Below are 17,244 nucleotides of genomic sequence, written 5' to 3' on the forward strand. Positions count from 1 at the left end.
TAGGTTGGTATCTGTATAAATTTAAAATAACGTGCAATAGAAATTTAACATCACTCTAAAAAGCCCATATTATTTATGGGCTTTTTAGTCTTGAAGATTAGATGCGCACTTCTTCAATGGTACATCTAGCGTTAGATAGCCCCCCTCTATAATTCACATATTCAGAATGTTCCAGAAGATTTTGTTTACGGTACGCGATCAAATCTTCAATAGTAATAATCTTAAGATCGTGTTGTTTTGCAAAGGCAAACAAATCCGGTCGACGAGCCATGCTGCCGTCATCATTCACAATTTCACAAAGCACTCCTACTGAATTTAAACCTGCCAGGCTAGTTAGTGTTTGAACGGTAATAAATTATTTAATACAAAACAATAAGTTGCGATAAAATAGGCTATTGAAAATCAAATAACAGCCTATTGGCGTATAAAATGCTGAATTTAAGTAACTTGCTGATAATTATGATTATTATTTTCATCGAAAAGGGCTTGGCAAAAGCTACCTCCCGGATAAGCGCCTCAGCTTTCAAATTCTCGTTGGAAAACTCCCGATGAGAAAGGTATTTTCTCCACAAATGAGCATCGGTCAACGCGATATTGCTGATATCAAAATAGATGTTTCCTCCCGTGATGACATTCCGATCATCTTGCTGGGCTTGCAACACATTTATACGACTCAGCCATTAAGGGATGCTGTTTTTAAAATACTGGAGGATGTGGTGCCTACTAAAATTGACGCCGAAGTGACAAAAATCGTTGCCATCGACAAAGGCCGCCCCGGTATGAATCAATGGTCGATTTTGGTGTTAGGATCGCTACGCGTAGGACTGAATACAGACTATGATCGCATTCTGGAGTTGGCCAATCAGCATAACACCCTACGTGAAATGCTCGGTCTTGGTTGCTTTGATGCCGACAAACGCTATCGCCTGCAAACCTTGAAAGACAATCTCAAGCTGTTTACGCCAGCGATCATGGCGCGTATTAGTACTGAAGTTATTCGAGCCGGCTATCAATTACTGGATCTGGATATTCATGCGCTGATCAGAGGCCGTTGCGATTCTTTTGTGTTAAAAACCAACGTGCATTTTCCAACCGATATCAGTTTACTGCATGATGCGATCCGGATTCTGATTCGGACGTGCGTCAAATGGAGCTTGCAACATGCCTTGCCTGAATGGCGATTGCATAAGCACAACCTGTCTAAATTTAAAAGGCGGTATCGCACGCTGCAAAAACTCAAACATTCCACGTCAAAAAATGACGCTATCAAGGCCGCCAAAGCACTTGAGATCAAACAGGCCTACCAGGACTATATTGATTTGGCAGGGTTTTATCTTGAGCGCACTAAAGCCAGTATGTTGACGTTAAAAAATCACTTTCACATACCAGAAGTGTTGCTTACCGATCTGAGCACTTTTAGCCTGCATGCCGAACGTCAAATCGAGCAGATTAGACGTCGCGCTATTCAAGGAGAAACCATTCCCCATGATGAAAAAGTCTTTTCCCTGTTCCAGACCCACACCGAATGGATCAGCAAAGGCAAAGCCGGAGTCCCGGTTGAACTGGGCTTGCGGGTCTGTATCATGGAAGACCATCAGGGCTTTATATTGCACAGTCAAGTCATGCAAAAGACTACCGACGACAAAGTCGCCGTGCCGATGGTTAAAGCGACTCAAGTAAAATTCCCAAGTTTTAACGCCTGTAGCTTTGACAAAGGTTTCCACAGTCCGGCCAATCAAACCGACCTGAAAGCCCTCCTTGAGCAAGTCGTTTTACCCAAAAAAGGCAAGCTATCCAAAGCCGACCAGAATCGTGAATACACCGCGGAATTTAAACAGGCAAAAAAGCAACATTCCGCCGTAGAATCGGCTATTAATGCGTTAGAAGTACATGGGCTGGATAAGTGCCTTGATCATGGCATTGAAGCCTTCGAGCGTTATGTTGGCTTAGCCGTGTTATCGCGTAACATTCAAAAGCTCGGCACAATTAAACGCGACATGGAACGGCTAAGGCTTGTTAACGAGCAACAAAAACTAGCTGCCTGACGCTTTTTTGAGAACAGCCAACAGGTTATCCACAGGAAAGGTGCGCTTATAATTTGTGATTATTAGAAATAATTCTGAAAAACTGATGGTAAATCAGAAAATAAGTCGTTTGTTCCACTCCGGAAAGATTTTTCCAAAAAATATTTCCGGATGTTGAGCTGGTTTTTTTGAAAAGTGGCTTTTTCGTTCAGGCACTAGTTAAATCATAAGCCGCTTCAGTATGTCCCGGTCTATCCAAAACACCACCTTGCCGCGCTTTTAAAGGAAAGATGTGTCCTGGTCTTAAAAAATCTACTGGTTGTGTTGAAATATCTGCCAAGGCCCGTAACGTCGATGCTCGATCATGTGCAGAGATTCCCGTTGATGTTCCATATCGATAATCAACGCTAACCGTGAATGCTGTTCTATGCGACTCGGTATTATTATTTACCATCAACGGCAATTGAAGTTGCGCTAGTCTCTCGGCCCCCAGTGCAACACAGATAACGCCACTACTATGCCTGACAAGAAAGGCCATTTGACTACTGGTAATTTTTTCGGCAGCAATAATCAAATCACCTTCGTTTTCTCTGTTAGTATCATCGACAACTACCACAAACTGACCATTGGCAATCGCTTGAATGGCATCGCTAACACTATCAAACGTCTCTAAGTTTCCTCCCATTTCCTAAGCCTTAATATTTAAAAGTTGTTCGGCATTCTGATAAAAAACTTTATCGAGAACAGTATCTTTGAAGCCAAGTGCAGCAAAATCGTCAATCGTTTGTTTCAAATCACGAAACGGGTAAGAAGACCCAAACAGAAGTTGCTCACCTAAACAAGAATTTGCCGCTTCAACATAAAGCGTTGAACCCGGTTGAAAAATATACATATCCGGGACAAGATAAATATTGGCATAGCGAAATGCAGCGCCAATAATTTCATTCACAAAAGGGTAATAGCCATGAAAACAAATAATTTTAAGTAATGGATATTTTCTAGCCAGCCTGGCTACTGCATTTGGGTGCGCATAATCAAAATCGGGTGTTGTCGGGCCACTCATCAAGCAAACAGGAACACCTAGATGAATGCACGCTTCATACACAGGAAACAGTGATGGATCATCAACATACAAAGCCGGTTCAGCAAATCCTGGTTCTATATTAATGGCCTTAAATCCTAACTGCTTGACCGATCTTTCGATTTCATCGAGCGCACTTTGTTCACCTCTGGTTTGTATATCCACAGAGCCAAGCCCAATCAGTTTTTGGCTTTGCGCAATTAATTTGGCAATCTCATCATTACCTATCGTCAGACTTGGCGTTTCTCTCCCTACGATTACCGCCTTATCTACACCGGCATGATCAATTTCAGCAAGATAGCCTTCTAACGTAGAAGATCGCCTGAAATGTTCGATGTCTTTTGATCCCACTCGTTGATTAAGCCATTTAGCCGTTTCATAACCTGGAGTATTAGGTTCTGTTGACGTTTCACCAATCCGGTAGAATAAGTCGTTTTGAATGAAATGAAGCGGATAACATTAAGTGATGAAGAGTGGACTCGTATTTTGGCAAGCTTAAAAAAATTGCCTGGAGTTCATATCGGTTTACCCGATATTTGCAGGCAGTTTGTTAATGCCATTTTGTGGATATTACGTACGGGAGCACAGTGGCGTGTATTACCGTCAACGTATGGTAAATGGAATAGCATCTTCAAGCGTTTTTCACGTTGGTGTATCAATGGCATATGGGGTGAAATTCTCTGTCATCTTGCTGAAGACGCTGATTTACAAGATGTTTCCATGGATGGTTCAGTTATTAGAGCACATGCCTGCGCAGCTGGAGCGGCATATAGTTCTGCTGAGAATGAAGCACTTGGGCGCTCCAAAGGTGGATTTGGTTGTAAGATTCACGCGCTTTGTGATGGCTTGGGCATGCCCATCAAATTTATCCTGACAGGCGGGCAGGAGGCTGAATGCAAGCAAGCCATATCTTTATTGGAAAATGTTAATGCTTCAGCCGTTTTAGCAGACAAAGCCTACGACACGAACGAGTTGCGGGAGTGGTTAGCCAGTCGTGAAATAAAAGCGGTTATCCCACCTAAATCGAACCGAAAAGAAGATATTGAGTGCGATTATTGGCATTATAAGGAGCGGCATGCCATTGAATGTATGTTCGGTAAGCTCAAGCACTATCGCAGAATTGCTACACGATATGAGAAAAAAGCTATTAATTACATGGGGATGCTATCATTTTCCTCGGTGCTTTTATGGCTGAGGTGAAACGTCAACAGAACCTAGGGGTAGCTCCAAAAAAATCGTGCAAATAAGCAGGACGATTTCTCATATCAATAATTTTTTGCATAATTTTTTATCTATTTTTTATCTATTTTTTTATGAGTAAAAACTGTGAGAAGGATAATTTCCGTTTAGTGCCCAATCACCCAATTCATTTAATTTATAATCCAAAGGATCATGTAATGTATAAACGCGCAAATTTCGCCAAAATCTATCCAGCTTGAGCGTAAAGGTTGTGGATCTGGCGCCAGCGACTTCAAATATGCGCGATGTCACATCCAAACCCGTCTTGGTGATATTTACTTTTGCTGCAAAAATGGCAAGTGCAACTTCACCTCGCTCTTCTGCAGTCAGGCTTAAGCCTTTTTCCCAGGCATTATCTAAAAGTCTGGCCGCATGATCTGCCAACACCCTTGATGCTTCGAGACTGGCCCAAAACTCACCATAATGTAAAAGGGTATAAGGATCTTCCTGAATGTTTTTGGCTAGTGACCCTGACCAGACACGTGAATTTTTTTGAGTATATTTCACCGCTTCAGACAATGCACCTTCAGTAATTCCAAGATAAATGTTGGTAAAAATTAATTGAGCTATTAAAGATCGTAGACTTGAAAATGGAGAACTAAGCGGTCCCGGGTTAATTAATAACTCATGCTCTTCTACCCTAAGCGCTGTAAATTCAACGCTACCACTATCTGTCTGGCGTTGCCCCATATTATTCCAGTCATTATTGAGATGAATACCAGAACGTTGTGTCGGAATAGCTGCCACAATAAATTTTTTAGTGCCCTCTTCAATCGCAGAAATAATCAGGCGATCCGAATCCGTTGCACCCGAACAAAAACTCTTTTGACCATTAAAGAATAAATGATTATCTTGATGTGTTGCGATAGTCCTGGTGTCCAAAGGATTGAGTGCATTACCCCACCATAAATTTTTTTCTGCAGTTTCTTTAAATAATTTTTGCCACTGGTCTGTTGTTCCATACAATCGAATGGACGCTAGCATAAGAAATTGAAAGGCGAACACTTGAGCTAAGGAGCTATCAGTTTTAGCGATAGTTCTAACCGTTTTATAAATAGTTGACCAATTAGCGCCCAATCCTCCGAACTCTTCTGGAATTGAAAGCTTAAGCAATCCACTTTCCCGAATTGCCTGCCTTTGTTCTAATGGTGTTCCCCCTTCAGCATCCCGTTCCGCAGCGGTTTCATAAAAATACTGACTTAGTTCTTCTGCTACTTCATGAATTTGCCCAACAAATCTTGGACTTGATGGTTCATCCAGGTTAACTGCTTTCATTATTTTAACCTTATGCTGATACTGGTTCTTGAGATTTACCAAGAGCTTCACCGAATGGTCCAGTGAGATTAATTTTAATCCCTGCTTCATGGCTTGGGGTAAGATCAATCGGTAACAATGGAAATAAAAGCTCTGCGACCCGATATGATTCTTCCAAATGTGGATAGCCCGAGAAAATAAAGTAATCAATACCCAAGTCAGCATATTCCTTAATTCGGCTAGTAACTTCTGTTGGATTGCCAACCAAAGCAGTACCGGCACCGCCCCTAACCAAGCCAACACCAGCCCATAAATTGGGAGCAACAACGAGATTATCCCGACTGCCTTTATGTAACTCAGTCATTTTTTTTTGTCCTACCGAATCAAAGTTGGCAACTGCTGATTGTGCGGCAGTAATAGTTTCATCGGTCACATAGGACAACAACTCATCAGCGGCTTTCCATGCCTCACTACTGGTTTCTCTTACAATAACATGCAGACGAATTCCAAATTTTAACGTTCTGCCTAATTTGGCTGCCTTATCACGCACTCTGTTTATTTTTTCCGCTACTGCCGCAAGTGGCTCTCCCCATGTTAAAAACACATCAATATGTTCAGCACTAAGGTCTATAGCGGCATCCGATGAACCACCTATGAATAATGGGGGGTATGGCTTCTGAATTGAGCCGGAAGGAAGGCTTGCCCCTTTAACCTTAATATAATCGCCATCAAAATTCGTTGTTTCACCTGATAGTACAGCTTTCCAGATTGTTAAAAATTCACTCGCTTCCAAATAGCGTTCGTCATGCTCTAGAAAACTACCATCCGCTTGTTGCTCAACAGGATCGCCACCGGCAACAACATTAATCAATAGTCTACCCCCGGAAATACGATCCAAGGTTGAAGCCATTCGTGCCGATACGGTCGGCGAAGTGAATCCTGGGCGGACTGCAACTAAAAACTTGAGGTTTTTAGTTCTATTAATCAAGGATGAAGCAATCACCCAAGGATCTTCACATGCGCGTCCCGATGGTACTAATACCCCTTCAAAACCCAAGTTATCAGCGGCTTGTGCAATTTGTTTTAGATAAGAATAAGTGACTGGTCTGGCACCATGTTCGGCACCTAGGTAACGGTTATCCCCATGCGTGGGAAGGAACCAGAATATTTTCATGTTAATTTTCCTTTTAGAAAGAACTCTATTGAATTTATAGCGATTATCGTGCCATAAAAATTTCAACATAAATTCATTAAGTTAGCATTCATGCGTTACTGTTCCTGCTGCTACAGAAGCAGCTCAGCACTATCTATGCTGTTATAGCAGCAGAATATTCGGAAAAAATTCAAATTTTATATTTACCGGTCTTGAAATAAGCATCTCAGTGCGTTTTGCTATCAACGCAAGTTATTGATGCTGCTTATTAATCAATAAATGCTGCTGGAACAGCATCTTAAGCTCTGTAATTGGCACGTTATCTGCTGTTAATTCTAGAAATAAACTATTAATAGTTTAATTTTTCTCTATTTTAATAGGTCATATTCTTTGGACTTGTATCTCATTAGAGCAGTTTTTAATTGAATTAGAGCGTTATTGATATAAAAAATATGGTGTTAACTTTGAATAAAAATGTATTTACGACCAACGAAAAATTTTTAAATGAAAATGTGGAAAGCCCATTAGAGATTGCCCGAAGATTATCTAAACAATTTGCTCAAACTGCGGCTGAAAGAGATTATCTTGGTGGGACTCCAAAATTGGAAAAAGACCAAATCCGTGAAAGTGGCTTGCTTTCTTTAATCATTCCCAAGGAATATGGAGGGCTGGGAGCCAATTGGTCAGAAGCTATGCTGGTAATCAGAGAAATTGCAAAAGCAGATAGCTCGCTTGCCCATTTATTTGGATTTCAACATTTGATGTTAGCGACAGTTTATCTTTTTTCAAAACCGGAACAATGGAAGCCTTGGTTTGAGCAAACAGCTCAGCTCAACTGGTTTCCCCCTGCGTCAGAATAGTTGTCGCCTCAACTTTTAAGAAAAAATAAAATTTGAGAGTAGAAATGAAAAAATATAAAAGGTATTCAGTAGGCTTCAGAGAGCAGGCCCTGGTAAAAGTATACAATCGTAGTAATGACCAATCAGTTCAGTCCGTCGCAAACGAATTGAATATCCATTTAACAACCTTGAAGGCTTGGATGAAACAGAAGGAACAGGACGTCAAACTTGCACCGCTAAAATCAAAGCGTCCCGAAGATTGGAGCTCTGAAGAACGCTTTACTGCTTTACAAAAAACCTATAATTTGATCGGTGAAGACTTAAATGCCTGGTGTCGTGAACGCGGCGTTTTTATTCATCAGTTGGAACAATGGAAAGCTGATTTCTGCCGCCAGGATGACTTAGTAGACAAGCGTGAAGAAGCGCGGGTCCTGCGTATATTGAAAGAAGAAGTCCAAAGCCTTGAGCGCAATTTATTGCGTAAAGACAAAGCCTTAGCAGAAGCCGCAGCGCTGTTGGTACTGCAAAAAAAGTTCCGGGCGCTCTTGGGGGGAGAGGTCGAATGACTGGCCACGAAGAGCGCGAACAAGTGATTGCTTTACTTAATGAATCAGTAACTGCGGGAGCACGTCAAGCTAAAGCCTGTGAAGTATTAGGACTTAGTGAGCGTACCTTACAACGCTGGCAGACAGGTGAGACGATTCACTGCGATCAACGCCCCTTGCGTGACTATCAACCGCCACACAAACTAACAGCAATCGAGCGTGCCGAGGTGCTGATCGTCGCTAATTCAGATGAATTTGGTCATCTGCCACCGAGTCAGATCGTGCCACGACTGGCCGACCAAGGTAGCTATCTGGCGTCTGAGTCGACCTTCTATCGCATCCTGCGCGAGGAAAAACAGCTTACCCATCGGCGTAGCGAACGTCCGGCTCAAACACGAACAAAGCCACGCGCGGCATGTGCTACAGCACCTAATCAACTGTACAGTTGGGACATTACTTATCTGCCATCACTGATCCGTGGACAGTTTTTCTATCTGTATCTATTTGTTGATATTTTCAGCCGAAAGATCGTCGGTTGGCAGGTGTATGAAGAAGAAAACAGCGCCTTGGCTGGCGAATTGTTACGTGATCTCTGTCATCGTGAAGGGATACAGGCAGAACAGCTTATCCTGCATTCTGACAACGGCAGTCCGATGAAGGGATCGACTATGCTGGCGACCTTGCAACAACTGGGTGTCATGCCTTCGTTTAGTCGGCCATCGGTTAGCAACGATAATCCGTACTCAGAATCGTTGTTTAAGACCTTGAAATATCGTCCTAACTATCCGCTAAAGCCGTTCGCCGATGTTACGGAAGCGCGTCAGTGGGTCACAAGCTTAGTGGAATGGTACAACCATGAGCATCGTCACAGCGCTATTCGGTTTATTACTCCAGCGCAACGCCATGAAGGCTTGGACGACAAGCTTCTGGATAACCGTAAAGTCGTCTACGAAGCAGCACGTGCTAAACATCCGCAACGCTGGACTGGAAGTTCCCGTAATTGGGAAAAAATCCAGACAGCCCACCTTAACCCAGACAAGGTCTAAACAAAAAAATGCTACCAAGGAAGTGATTATTTAGAAAACAAACCAGAGTAAGATTTAACCGTCGAGGCGACAACTACATTGACAATTACCGGTTTTGGGGTAATGCTGTTAATCCGTTAGATGAAAGATTAATCGCAAAGGTATTTCCTAATTGGTATGAGTTTTCTGGTAAAAAAAGCTTTTGTTCCGGGGCGATAGATTCTGAAATGCTAATCATTTCCGCGAAGGAAAAAGTGAACGGCAACCTCTTAATTGCTGCGATTCCAACAGGTAGAAGTGGTGTCACACTAATCAATGACTGGGATAATATAGGCCAACGTCAGACAGATAGCGGCAGTGTGATTTTTGAAAAAGTTCGTGTTGAAGAACATGAAATCTTAAAAGATCCCGGTCCTTTGTCAACACCATTTTCATGCCTGCGACCATTAGTCGCTCAACTGATATTAACGAATATTTATTTAGGCATCGCTGAGGGTGCTTTTGAAGATGCCAAACAATATAGCCTTCATGAAGCAAGACCATGGCATACCTCAAATATGGCAGCAGTTAATCATGATCCCTATATTCTTAAACATTATGGAGATTTCTGGGTTGGGATTGAAAGCACTAAAGCATTAACTGATCTTGCTGCCATAAAATTGGATAATGCTTGGAAAAAAAATGCCCAGCTTTCTGATGATGAGCGTGGCGAAGTAGCAATCCGAATTAACTCAGCAAAAATTTTAGCGACAAGAACAGGACTAGACATTACCAGTAAAATGTTCGAAGTCATGGGGTCACGAGCTACACATGCCGGATTAAGGTTGGATCGTCACTGGCGAAACCTTAGAACACATACCCTGCATGATCCATTAGATTACAAAGTTAAGGAACTTGGCGAGTGGGCACTAAACAATATTTATCCTAAACCAACATTTTACTCATGAATATTATGAACAATTATTCTATTGATAGAACGTCCAAAAAAGCATTTGAGCTTCATAATATAGACGAGAAAAATCAACAAACCAATTTATTGGTCTTACCGAATGCACAAGAGCTGAGCAAGTCAATTAGAGCCACTGCACAGGTATTTGAGGATCCAAAATCTATTGCGCTACTTGCTCGGATAAAATTGATCGCGCCTAGTGATGCAAATGTCTTAATTATAGGTGAAACGGGCACTGGTAAGGAATTGATAGCACGCCACGTTCATGGTTTAAGTAATCGAAGAGATAAACCATTTGTTGCTGTTAATTGCGGGGCATTTTCAGACACACTGGTGGAAAGTGAGTTATTTGGTCACGAAAAGGGAGCTTTCACTGGAGCATTTTCTGCTAAAGCCGGCTGGTTTGAAGCAGCAAATTCCGGCACACTTTTTCTTGATGAAATTGGCGACTTGCCACTCAGTATTCAAGTAAAACTGCTACGTGTTCTCCAAGAACGGGAAATAGTGAGGCTTGGTTCAACAACCCCGACGACTATTGACGTCAGACTGGTAGCGGCGACTAATGTAAAATTGGAAGAAGCCGTTCGAGCCGGACATTTTCGAGAAGATTTATATTATCGGTTAAGAGTTGCCCACATTGAACTACCAACATTACGAAATCGTCCAGGAGACATCCTTCCATTAGCTAAATATTTCATCTCTGAATATACGCGTCGACTGAAATATGGTGATATTAAGTTAGATGAACAAGCCAAGAAAAAAATATTACGGCACCCTTGGCCAGGCAACATAAGAGAACTTGAGAATGTCATCCATCATGCTCTGCTACTTTGCAAGAATAATATTGTTACTAGTGAAGATCTCCTGCTTTCTTGTATTCAGCTTCACAATCGAGGTGAAAATAGCACGAATTATGGTCTTGAGCAAAATAAACTAAATGATGCACTACATCAATTATTTGAATCCAATACAGAAAATATTTATGACCATCTTGAAGATACAATCGTGAGAACTGCTTATAACTATTGCCATAATAACGCGGTTCAAACGGCTAAATTATTAGGTATTAGCCGAAATATAGTGAGGGCAAGGTTGATTAAAATGGGGGCTATTAATGCCATCAGATAAAAATGCATTAAATTGATTGATCACTAAATCATCGTGTATACGGTAGCAGTATCGAATTAAATTCGTCACAGTTTAGGCATTCAGAATAGATGATTTTTGAAGATGCCAAACTCAATACCTTTAACAGCGTGCTGACAGTCTATGTTGGCAACCAACATTTTAAAAAAACTACTTGCTCTAGTGGCAAAGATAACTCAATACGCTTTAAGGAAACTTTCAATATTTAATAACAATATAACCATGAAAAATCTAGTTAAAATTTCCTCATCTATTTTACCCACAGAATTTGGTGATTATGTCATTTATGCATATAAAGATAGTAGGACTTCTGTTGAACATGTTGCCTTGATTATGGGTAAAGTCAATTTTAAGGAGAATGTACTCACTAGAATACATTCAGAATGCCTGACTGGAGATATTTTTTCTTCAAATCGTTGTGACTGTGGAAAACAATTAAAGCTAGCTCAACAAATGATTGCAGAAGAAAGTGCTGGAATTATCATTTATCTTCGTGATCATGAAGGGAGAGGGATAGGTCTTGGTAATAAAATCCGCGCTTACGCACTTCAGGATCAAGGTTTTGACACAGTTGAAGCCAATATTGCTTTAGGTCTTCCCGTAGATGCACGGTCTTTTGAAGTCGCATCAGAAATTCTTCAAAACATCAATGTTAATTCGATTAGGCTGATGAGTAATAACCCTAACAAATTCAATGCCCTTAAAACCCTGGGTATTTGTGTTAACAGCTTGGTCCCATTAACAACCACGCCAAATAAAAGTAATTTTCAATACCTACAAACTAAAAAAATGAAATTAGGACACTTACTAAATAACATTCATAAGATATAGGCTTTCAGATAAATAATATCCTAAGCAGTTAAAAACTCCTTTGAAAAATAGACTTATTTCTACGAAAAAAATCTTCCAAGGAGCACATAAATGATAAAACTCGCGACCACATGCTGAATGCTGACTGGAAGGATTAGACACCTCGCCATTCAAGGCAAAACCATTCCCCATGACGAAAAAGCCTTATCCTTGTTCCAGCCGCATACCGGATGGATTAGCAAAGGTAAAGCCGGAGTTTAGTTGATCTGGGCTTACGGACCTGCATCATGGAAGACAGTCATGGCTTTATCTTGCACAGTCAAATCATGAAAAAGACCACTGACGACAAAGTTGTATATTTTAGCCCAAGCTGAACACTTTCTGGGTTTTTCCAGAATCGGTGTTCAAGTTGCCAGAATCCTGCCTAACGCATTGTTTATTTAATCAGACTATCTTTTCAGCCTTTTATGGAAAGAATATGTCAGCGAAGAGAACAGCAATGCGAAAATTACGAGAAGTCCTTAGACTCAGCTACAGCGTCGGATTAAGTATCCGAAAAATCAGTGCCAGTACCAAAGTCAAAAACCTCCGACAAAACCGGAGGCTTGAAAATGTGAACCACATAAAGCGGATTAATAATTGTGCCACCTAAAGGTGACAATGCCTTAAAATAAATCGAGTTGTTCTATTCGTTTATCCTCTTCTTCTTGATGCCTGATATAGTTTCGTACAGTGACTTCATCCCTGCCCACTGTTGAAACATAATATCCTCTTGCCCAAAAACTTTGTCCGGTGAAATTCTTTCTTCGCCCCATAAAAGTTCGTGCAATGGATATAGCGCTTTTACCCTTTAAATAAAGCCAACAACCTTGATACTGAATATTTGGGTGGAATTGAGATTAGAATATGGACATGACATGATCTGATCTGATCTGATCTGACATCAAATGTCCTTCCTCAATCTTGTATTCCTTTTGTAAGGCTAAATCTTTTAGTATTGATCCCAGATATTGCCTCAACTCCTTATAAAGGCTTTTTTTCATATACTTTGGAATCCAAAGTATCAGCAATTCTCATTATGATGTTAATGACCTAAAATGGCAGACCGATTCCTATTGAGACCTGTGATATGAGTGCCCCCTTTGGATTAAATGCCTTGACCTTTAGTGATGTAGTCAAGCAATTGCATACCACTTTTGAAACTTTTTCTGATCCTCGAACCGGCAAGAATACAAACTATACGATGACTGATGCTGGACTGAGTGCATTTTCAGTATTTTTCATGCAAAGCCCGTCATTTTTAGATTTTCAGCGGACCATGCAGGATACACAAGGGAAAAATAATGCACAAACACTGTTCGGTGTTTTTAAGATCCCAACAGACAATCACATCCGGAGCCTGCTTGATGCGGTAGAGCCTGCGACAGTGTATCCGCTGTTTGATTTTGTATTTGACGGTTTGCAACGGGCGGGGGGTGATTGATACTTTTCGCTCAACAGACAATCGATTACTGCTGGCATTGGATGGAATCCGACTATTTTTTGCTGGTGCACCGTGTGGGTATCACAAAAGCTCCACGGCGCCTGCTGTTCAATTAAAACACACCGTAACGGTAAAGTCAGCTATTCGCATAAAGTAATAACACCGGTGCTGGTTAAGTCTGGCAGTGACAAGGTTATTTCACTGGCGCCAGAATTTGTTCGCCCGCAGGACGGTCATGAAAAACAGGATTGCGAGATCAACGCCTCTCTGCGCTGGCTGGAAAGTCGGGGTAGCCAGTGGCACTACCGTACTCGGTGATGATTTGTACTGTCATGAGCCATTTTGTCGGGCGTTGCTGGCCAAAGGACTTGAATTTACCCTGGTCTGCAAACCGGATTCTCATAAGACATTGTATGAATGGATTGATGATCTGACCCGTAACGGTATTGTTAAAACCTTGGTGCAGACTCGCTGGACCGGCAAACGCCATGAAACAGACACCTATCGTTATGTCAGCAACGTGCCCTTGCGTGATGCCGATGATGCATTAATGGTGAACTGGTGTGAAATCACCACCCGCACGGCAGACGGTAAGGTACTGTATCTAATACTACTACCGCAAATATAAAAAACAAAGTCAGAGGCTTAAACATGCCTCGTTTCTTGGCACCATCAGCAAAGGAAAGGGTTTTGGTCGGCGTTTGACTGCCTTTGGCTGGCTCTTACGTTTTTGTTTTCCAATGGCCGTTGATGCCATTGCTTTTAATAATTCACGCAAGGCGCTTATGAGTTGGTTCCCTGTCAAGCCTACCATCTGCTTGGCGGCTTGAATGACCAGTTGCACTGCTGACCTGAAACTCAGTTGGCGGGGTATCTTCTCATGCAGGCTGGCTGCCTGTGCCAAATTGCCACGAATGATGTTGTATGCCAATAAGTGGATAGCTATCTCCTTGCTTACCATGTCAGGTTTTTTGCACCGTAATATTTCCATGCCCATATTGGTTTTGATGGAACGAAAATCCAGCTCAATTTTCCAGCGCTGCTTATAAAGCATAGCCAGCTCTTGCTTATGAAAGCCCTTTGCATTTAGTAAGGTGGTCAAATAGATTCTGCCGTTTACCGCAAACTCCCGGACGGTAATCGATTCCGGCAAGTCGCTATAGTCCTGCTTGGACATCCATACCGGTTTCCGTTTGGGTTTCGTCCAGTCAATCAAATGATCTCTTGCACCCAGGTAGACACCCAAACTGAAATCTACTTTTTTCCGGGCATGTAGTGGAAATAGCACAGGAATTTCACGAGCCTACAAGAGCGCAATAATTGCGAAGGTACAGTAATAGCGGTCCGCCATCAGCAAGTCGCCAACTGACAGGCTGCCAAACAGTTGACTGAGTAACGATGTTTCGCCAGTTCCTTTGCCTTGATAGGCTCCCAAGCTATAGTCGAGCACGGTTCCTGCAGCCAAAGAAATCAACACAACCATGCGAGCAATCGGAAAGCCCAAGCCAGGCTTTTGACTATCCAGCTGAGGAAAGTCTGCCTGATTCTCTGGTGTATCTGGCATTTGCACCGTTGCTCCATCAGTAAGGACAACGTTATAACCCTTCCATCGCCACGCGGCCAGAGACTGGTTATGAAGACGCAAACCAGCAGCTGTGGTGGCTGCTCTGAGTTCCTTTAGTGGTAAGCGTTGTCGGGCTTTACAGTAAGGTCCCGTGTTAACCGTATTGGCTGGTTGTCCATCGACGATACGATCAATCAATACGCCTGCCACTGCCTGTTTACAGGAACCGTCATCACTTAATACTTGGAAAATGAAAGCTTTAAGCGTGACTAAGGGCAAGAACACCGAGGAGCGTTTATGCGGGGTATTGGCGATAATGTTGGTAATGCTGTCGGCTGAAAAAAATCCTCAACACCTAGTCCTTGGGATTGCAAAAATGACTTTTTGAAGCGGTCAATTTGCTGCTGAATACGGTTTTTTTAATAGCTGGCATGGTTAAGTTATTGATCAGACTTTGTAATACTCAAAATTCTACCAGAATAGTGCTTGATCTTTATCTTATTATTTGCGTATCTAACTGTAACTTATAGATTAATTATATTTGCGGTAGCAGTATTAGTGGCTGATGTTTTCGCGCCATTGCTGGAAATCATTCAGCAAGAGCAAGAAGCAAAAAATCAAGGACAAGTCTGGTTGATAGATTCTTTTCCGGTGGCGCTGGCCAAGCAAGGACACAGATTTAAAGCGCGCGTAGCAAGCGAGTTAGCCGATGCAGGTTATTGTTCAACCAAGAAATTGTACTATTATGGGGTTCGGGTTCATATTGTCGGGCGTCGCCAAGCGGGCACGTTACCTAACCCTGAATATATTGGTGTAACGGGAGCAAGTTGCCATGATGGAACAGTATTTGATCAGATTAGGCCTGAATTGAATAACAACGCGCTTTATAGCGACAAGGCCTATCACCGATCCGATGCAAAAGAAGTCAGAGAGGCTCAAAACCTGACGGTATTAACGCCGGTAAAAAAACAAAAAGGCCAAACGTATTTGGAACCATAGGATCAATGGTTGTCGACGGCCATTTCTCGTGTCCGACAACCCATTGAAACCTTATTCGGCTGGATTGAGCAACAAACCGGCATTGAATGCGCTGGCAAGGTGCGATCATACAACGGTCTAATGGTTCATGTATTTGGCAAGTTGGCCGCCGCCATGTTCTTTTGGAATCATTTACGAGTTAGCTCTTAATTCACATTTTAGTTCCTCTTAAAAGGCTTGGATAAATATGTCTTGTTGTCAAAAAACAAGTCTATCTTATTAAATTACCCATAAAATTTTTGTAAAAAAATACGGTAACTATATAAAAATTTTATAAAAACAGTTCAGCCATTGATAGTAAGATCCGCGTAAACAAACGGGACATTTTGACCGTTTGTAATATAAGTAACTGGGTTTGGGGCCGACCGGTTTTAAAGCTGTTAGACTTTAAGCCGATAGCCGACACCTGATTCCGTTAATAAATACTGGGGCTGAGTTGAGTCGATTTCCAGTTTCTGTCTGAGCTGGCTCATGTAAATCCGTAGATAATGCGAATTATCCCTATAGGACGGCCCCCAAACTTCCTTGAGCAGGTATTGATGTGTCAATACCTTGCCGGCATTTTTAATTAGCACTGACAATAGCCGGTACTGAATCGGCGTCAGATGAACTTCCCCGTCGCCAACAAAGACCTGACGTTTCAGTAAATCGACTTTCAGCGCGCCGGCGTTAAAAATACCGCTCTGCTCCTGGGCCGGACTGCCCACCGAATGACGCATAGCTACCCGTATCCGCGCAAGCAATTCACCTAAACCAAACGGCTTGGTCAGGTAATCGTCAGCACCCGCATCCAGCGCATCGACTTTATGCTGTTCGGTGCTGCGTGCTGACAAAATAATAATAGGCAATGCCGACCATTCCCGTATGGCTTTGATAACCTCAACACCCTCCATGTCGGGCAATCCCAGATCCAGGATAATGAGGTCAGGTTTGCGCACGCCTGCTTCAACAATACCTTGCCGGCCCAGGTTTGCTTCGAATACCTTAAAGCCATGCACGCCAAGGCCGGTTCGCAAAAACAGGCGTATCGCTGGATCATCTTCTATAACAACAATAACAGGGCTGGCAATAGTCATGGCTAGTCAATAAATCAA

General features: G+C 42.2%; 16 protein-coding genes and 4 pseudogenes. 12 read left to right on the forward strand and 8 right to left on the reverse strand.

Annotated features, from left to right (window positions below; all coding sequences use genetic code 11):
* Positions 1 to 97: 97 nt before the first annotated feature.
* Positions 98 to 352 carry a 3,4-dihydroxy-2-butanone-4-phosphate synthase gene (locus tag KKZ03_RS22115; protein ID WP_371744907.1) on the reverse strand — a complete coding sequence of 85 codons (255 nt, stop codon included), beginning with the start codon at positions 350 to 352 and terminating at the stop codon, positions 98 to 100.
* A 196-nt stretch (positions 353 to 548) separates the two neighbouring features.
* On the opposite strand from KKZ03_RS22115, the gene KKZ03_RS18375 reads away from it, so the two are divergent.
* A complete protein-coding gene (locus KKZ03_RS18375; RefSeq protein ID WP_243216937.1) occupies positions 549 to 2,045 on the forward strand; it encodes an ISNCY family transposase in 1,497 nt (498 codons plus the stop codon).
* Positions 2,046 to 2,232: 187 nt separating this feature from the next.
* Here the strand turns inward: KKZ03_RS18375 and ribB are convergent, their stop codons facing one another.
* Both ribB and KKZ03_RS18385 read right to left on the reverse strand, forming a co-directional pair.
* Complete coding sequence (gene ribB, locus KKZ03_RS18380) at positions 2,233 to 2,709, reverse strand: 3,4-dihydroxy-2-butanone-4-phosphate synthase (RefSeq protein WP_243218211.1); 477 nt, start codon at positions 2,707 to 2,709, stop codon at positions 2,233 to 2,235.
* A 3-nt stretch (positions 2,710 to 2,712) separates the two neighbouring features.
* The gene (locus KKZ03_RS18385) at positions 2,713 to 3,456 is read right to left on the reverse strand and encodes an amidohydrolase family protein (RefSeq protein ID WP_243218212.1); all 744 of its coding nucleotides are present in this window, start codon (positions 3,454 to 3,456) and stop codon (positions 2,713 to 2,715) included.
* A 93-nt stretch (positions 3,457 to 3,549) separates the two neighbouring features.
* On the opposite strand from KKZ03_RS18385, the gene KKZ03_RS18390 reads away from it, so the two are divergent.
* Positions 3,550 to 4,305 (forward strand): IS5 family transposase, encoded by a 756-nt coding sequence (locus KKZ03_RS18390; RefSeq protein ID WP_243217187.1) that lies wholly within the window; start codon positions 3,550 to 3,552, stop codon positions 4,303 to 4,305.
* Between the two features lie 111 nt (positions 4,306 to 4,416).
* On the opposite strand, the gene KKZ03_RS18395 is transcribed toward KKZ03_RS18390, so the two are convergent.
* Together KKZ03_RS18395 and ssuD are read right to left on the reverse strand one after the other, a co-directional pair.
* On the reverse strand, positions 4,417 to 5,619 hold the full coding sequence (locus KKZ03_RS18395; RefSeq protein ID WP_243218213.1) for an acyl-CoA dehydrogenase family protein: 1,203 nt from the start codon (positions 5,617 to 5,619) through the stop codon (positions 4,417 to 4,419).
* Between the two features lie 10 nt (positions 5,620 to 5,629).
* Positions 5,630 to 6,772 (reverse strand): FMNH2-dependent alkanesulfonate monooxygenase, encoded by a 1,143-nt coding sequence (ssuD, locus tag KKZ03_RS18400; protein ID WP_243218214.1) that lies wholly within the window; start codon positions 6,770 to 6,772, stop codon positions 5,630 to 5,632.
* A gap of 443 nt (positions 6,773 to 7,215) precedes the next feature.
* Here ssuD and KKZ03_RS18405 point away from each other — a divergent pair, with 443 nt between their 5' ends.
* The 6 genes and pseudogenes from KKZ03_RS18405 to KKZ03_RS18430 form a co-directional block, all read left to right on the forward strand.
* Positions 7,216 to 7,611, forward strand: a complete 396-nt coding sequence (locus tag KKZ03_RS18405; RefSeq protein WP_243218215.1) for an acyl-CoA dehydrogenase family protein — start codon at positions 7,216 to 7,218, stop codon at positions 7,609 to 7,611.
* Between the two features lie 44 nt (positions 7,612 to 7,655).
* Positions 7,656 to 9,181, forward strand: a pseudogene (locus KKZ03_RS18410) (IS3 family transposase).
* A 206-nt stretch (positions 9,182 to 9,387) separates the two neighbouring features.
* The gene (locus KKZ03_RS18415; RefSeq protein ID WP_243218216.1) at positions 9,388 to 10,107 is read left to right on the forward strand and encodes an acyl-CoA dehydrogenase family protein; all 720 of its coding nucleotides are present in this window, start codon (positions 9,388 to 9,390) and stop codon (positions 10,105 to 10,107) included.
* The gene (locus KKZ03_RS18420; protein WP_243218217.1) at positions 10,104 to 11,237 is read left to right on the forward strand and encodes a sigma-54-dependent Fis family transcriptional regulator; all 1,134 of its coding nucleotides are present in this window, start codon (positions 10,104 to 10,106) and stop codon (positions 11,235 to 11,237) included. The genes KKZ03_RS18415 and KKZ03_RS18420 overlap by 4 nt, the downstream gene beginning before the upstream one ends.
* Positions 11,238 to 11,378: 141 nt before the next feature.
* Positions 11,379 to 12,086: a GTP cyclohydrolase II gene (ribA, locus tag KKZ03_RS18425; protein WP_243218218.1), complete on the forward strand. Its 708-nt coding sequence runs from the start codon at positions 11,379 to 11,381 to the stop codon at positions 12,084 to 12,086.
* Between the two features lie 153 nt (positions 12,087 to 12,239).
* Positions 12,240 to 12,418: pseudogene (locus KKZ03_RS18430) on the forward strand (ISNCY family transposase); the annotation flags it as partial.
* A 366-nt stretch (positions 12,419 to 12,784) separates the two neighbouring features.
* On the opposite strand, the pseudogene tnpA reads toward KKZ03_RS18430, so the two are convergent.
* Positions 12,785 to 13,135: pseudogene (gene tnpA, locus KKZ03_RS18435) on the reverse strand (IS200/IS605 family transposase); the annotation flags it as partial.
* 59 nt (positions 13,136 to 13,194) lie between these two features.
* Between tnpA and KKZ03_RS18440 the strand changes: the two are divergent.
* Positions 13,195 to 13,548, forward strand: a complete 354-nt coding sequence (locus KKZ03_RS18440) for a hypothetical protein (protein ID WP_243218219.1) — start codon at positions 13,195 to 13,197, stop codon at positions 13,546 to 13,548.
* Positions 13,549 to 13,783: 235 nt separating this feature from the next.
* Positions 13,784 to 14,176 (forward strand): hypothetical protein, encoded by a 393-nt coding sequence (locus tag KKZ03_RS18445; protein ID WP_243218220.1) that lies wholly within the window; start codon positions 13,784 to 13,786, stop codon positions 14,174 to 14,176.
* 9 nt (positions 14,177 to 14,185) lie between these two features.
* Here the strand turns inward: KKZ03_RS18445 and KKZ03_RS22120 are convergent.
* A pseudogene (locus KKZ03_RS22120) lies at positions 14,186 to 15,522 on the reverse strand (IS4 family transposase).
* A 148-nt stretch (positions 15,523 to 15,670) separates the two neighbouring features.
* Here KKZ03_RS22120 and KKZ03_RS18460 point away from each other — a divergent pair.
* Positions 15,671 to 16,111 carry a transposase gene (locus KKZ03_RS18460; protein ID WP_243218223.1) on the forward strand — a complete coding sequence of 147 codons (441 nt, stop codon included), beginning with the start codon at positions 15,671 to 15,673 and terminating at the stop codon, positions 16,109 to 16,111.
* A 9-nt stretch (positions 16,112 to 16,120) separates the two neighbouring features.
* On the forward strand, positions 16,121 to 16,300 hold the full coding sequence (locus KKZ03_RS18465; RefSeq protein ID WP_243218224.1) for a hypothetical protein: 180 nt from the start codon (positions 16,121 to 16,123) through the stop codon (positions 16,298 to 16,300).
* A 230-nt stretch (positions 16,301 to 16,530) separates the two neighbouring features.
* Here the strand turns inward: KKZ03_RS18465 and KKZ03_RS18470 are convergent, their stop codons facing one another.
* A complete protein-coding gene (locus KKZ03_RS18470) occupies positions 16,531 to 17,226 on the reverse strand; it encodes a response regulator (protein ID WP_243218225.1) in 696 nt (231 codons plus the stop codon).
* Between the last annotated feature and the right edge of the window lie 18 nt (positions 17,227 to 17,244).

Origin of the sequence: Methylobacter sp. S3L5C, from assembly GCF_022788635.1 — a bacterium.
Taxonomy (GTDB): domain Bacteria; phylum Pseudomonadota; class Gammaproteobacteria; order Methylococcales; family Methylomonadaceae; genus Methylobacter_C.

What these genes read in the sequence shown, in the direction of transcription:
- ribB (WP_243218211.1), bottom strand. Translation starts at nt 2,709, where the DNA reads ATGGGAGGAAACTTAGAGACGTTTGATAGTGTTAGCGATGCCATTCAA.
- KKZ03_RS18415 (WP_243218216.1), top strand. Translation starts at nt 9,388, where the DNA reads ATGCTAATCATTTCCGCGAAGGAAAAAGTGAACGGCAACCTCTTAATT.
- KKZ03_RS18440 (WP_243218219.1), top strand. Translation starts at nt 13,195, where the DNA reads ATGAGTGCCCCCTTTGGATTAAATGCCTTGACCTTTAGTGATGTAGTC.
- KKZ03_RS18420 (WP_243218217.1), top strand. Translation starts at nt 10,104, where the DNA reads ATGAATATTATGAACAATTATTCTATTGATAGAACGTCCAAAAAAGCA.
- KKZ03_RS18375 (WP_243216937.1), top strand. Translation starts at nt 549, where the DNA reads ATGAGAAAGGTATTTTCTCCACAAATGAGCATCGGTCAACGCGATATT.
- KKZ03_RS18445 (WP_243218220.1), top strand. Translation starts at nt 13,784, where the DNA reads ATGAAAAACAGGATTGCGAGATCAACGCCTCTCTGCGCTGGCTGGAAA.
- KKZ03_RS18395 (WP_243218213.1), bottom strand. Translation starts at nt 5,619, where the DNA reads ATGAAAGCAGTTAACCTGGATGAACCATCAAGTCCAAGATTTGTTGGG.
- ssuD (WP_243218214.1), bottom strand. Translation starts at nt 6,772, where the DNA reads ATGAAAATATTCTGGTTCCTTCCCACGCATGGGGATAACCGTTACCTA.
- KKZ03_RS18470 (WP_243218225.1), bottom strand. Translation starts at nt 17,226, where the DNA reads ATGACTATTGCCAGCCCTGTTATTGTTGTTATAGAAGATGATCCAGCG.
- KKZ03_RS18390 (WP_243217187.1), top strand. Translation starts at nt 3,550, where the DNA reads ATGAAGCGGATAACATTAAGTGATGAAGAGTGGACTCGTATTTTGGCA.
- ribA (WP_243218218.1), top strand. Translation starts at nt 11,379, where the DNA reads ATGTTGGCAACCAACATTTTAAAAAAACTACTTGCTCTAGTGGCAAAG.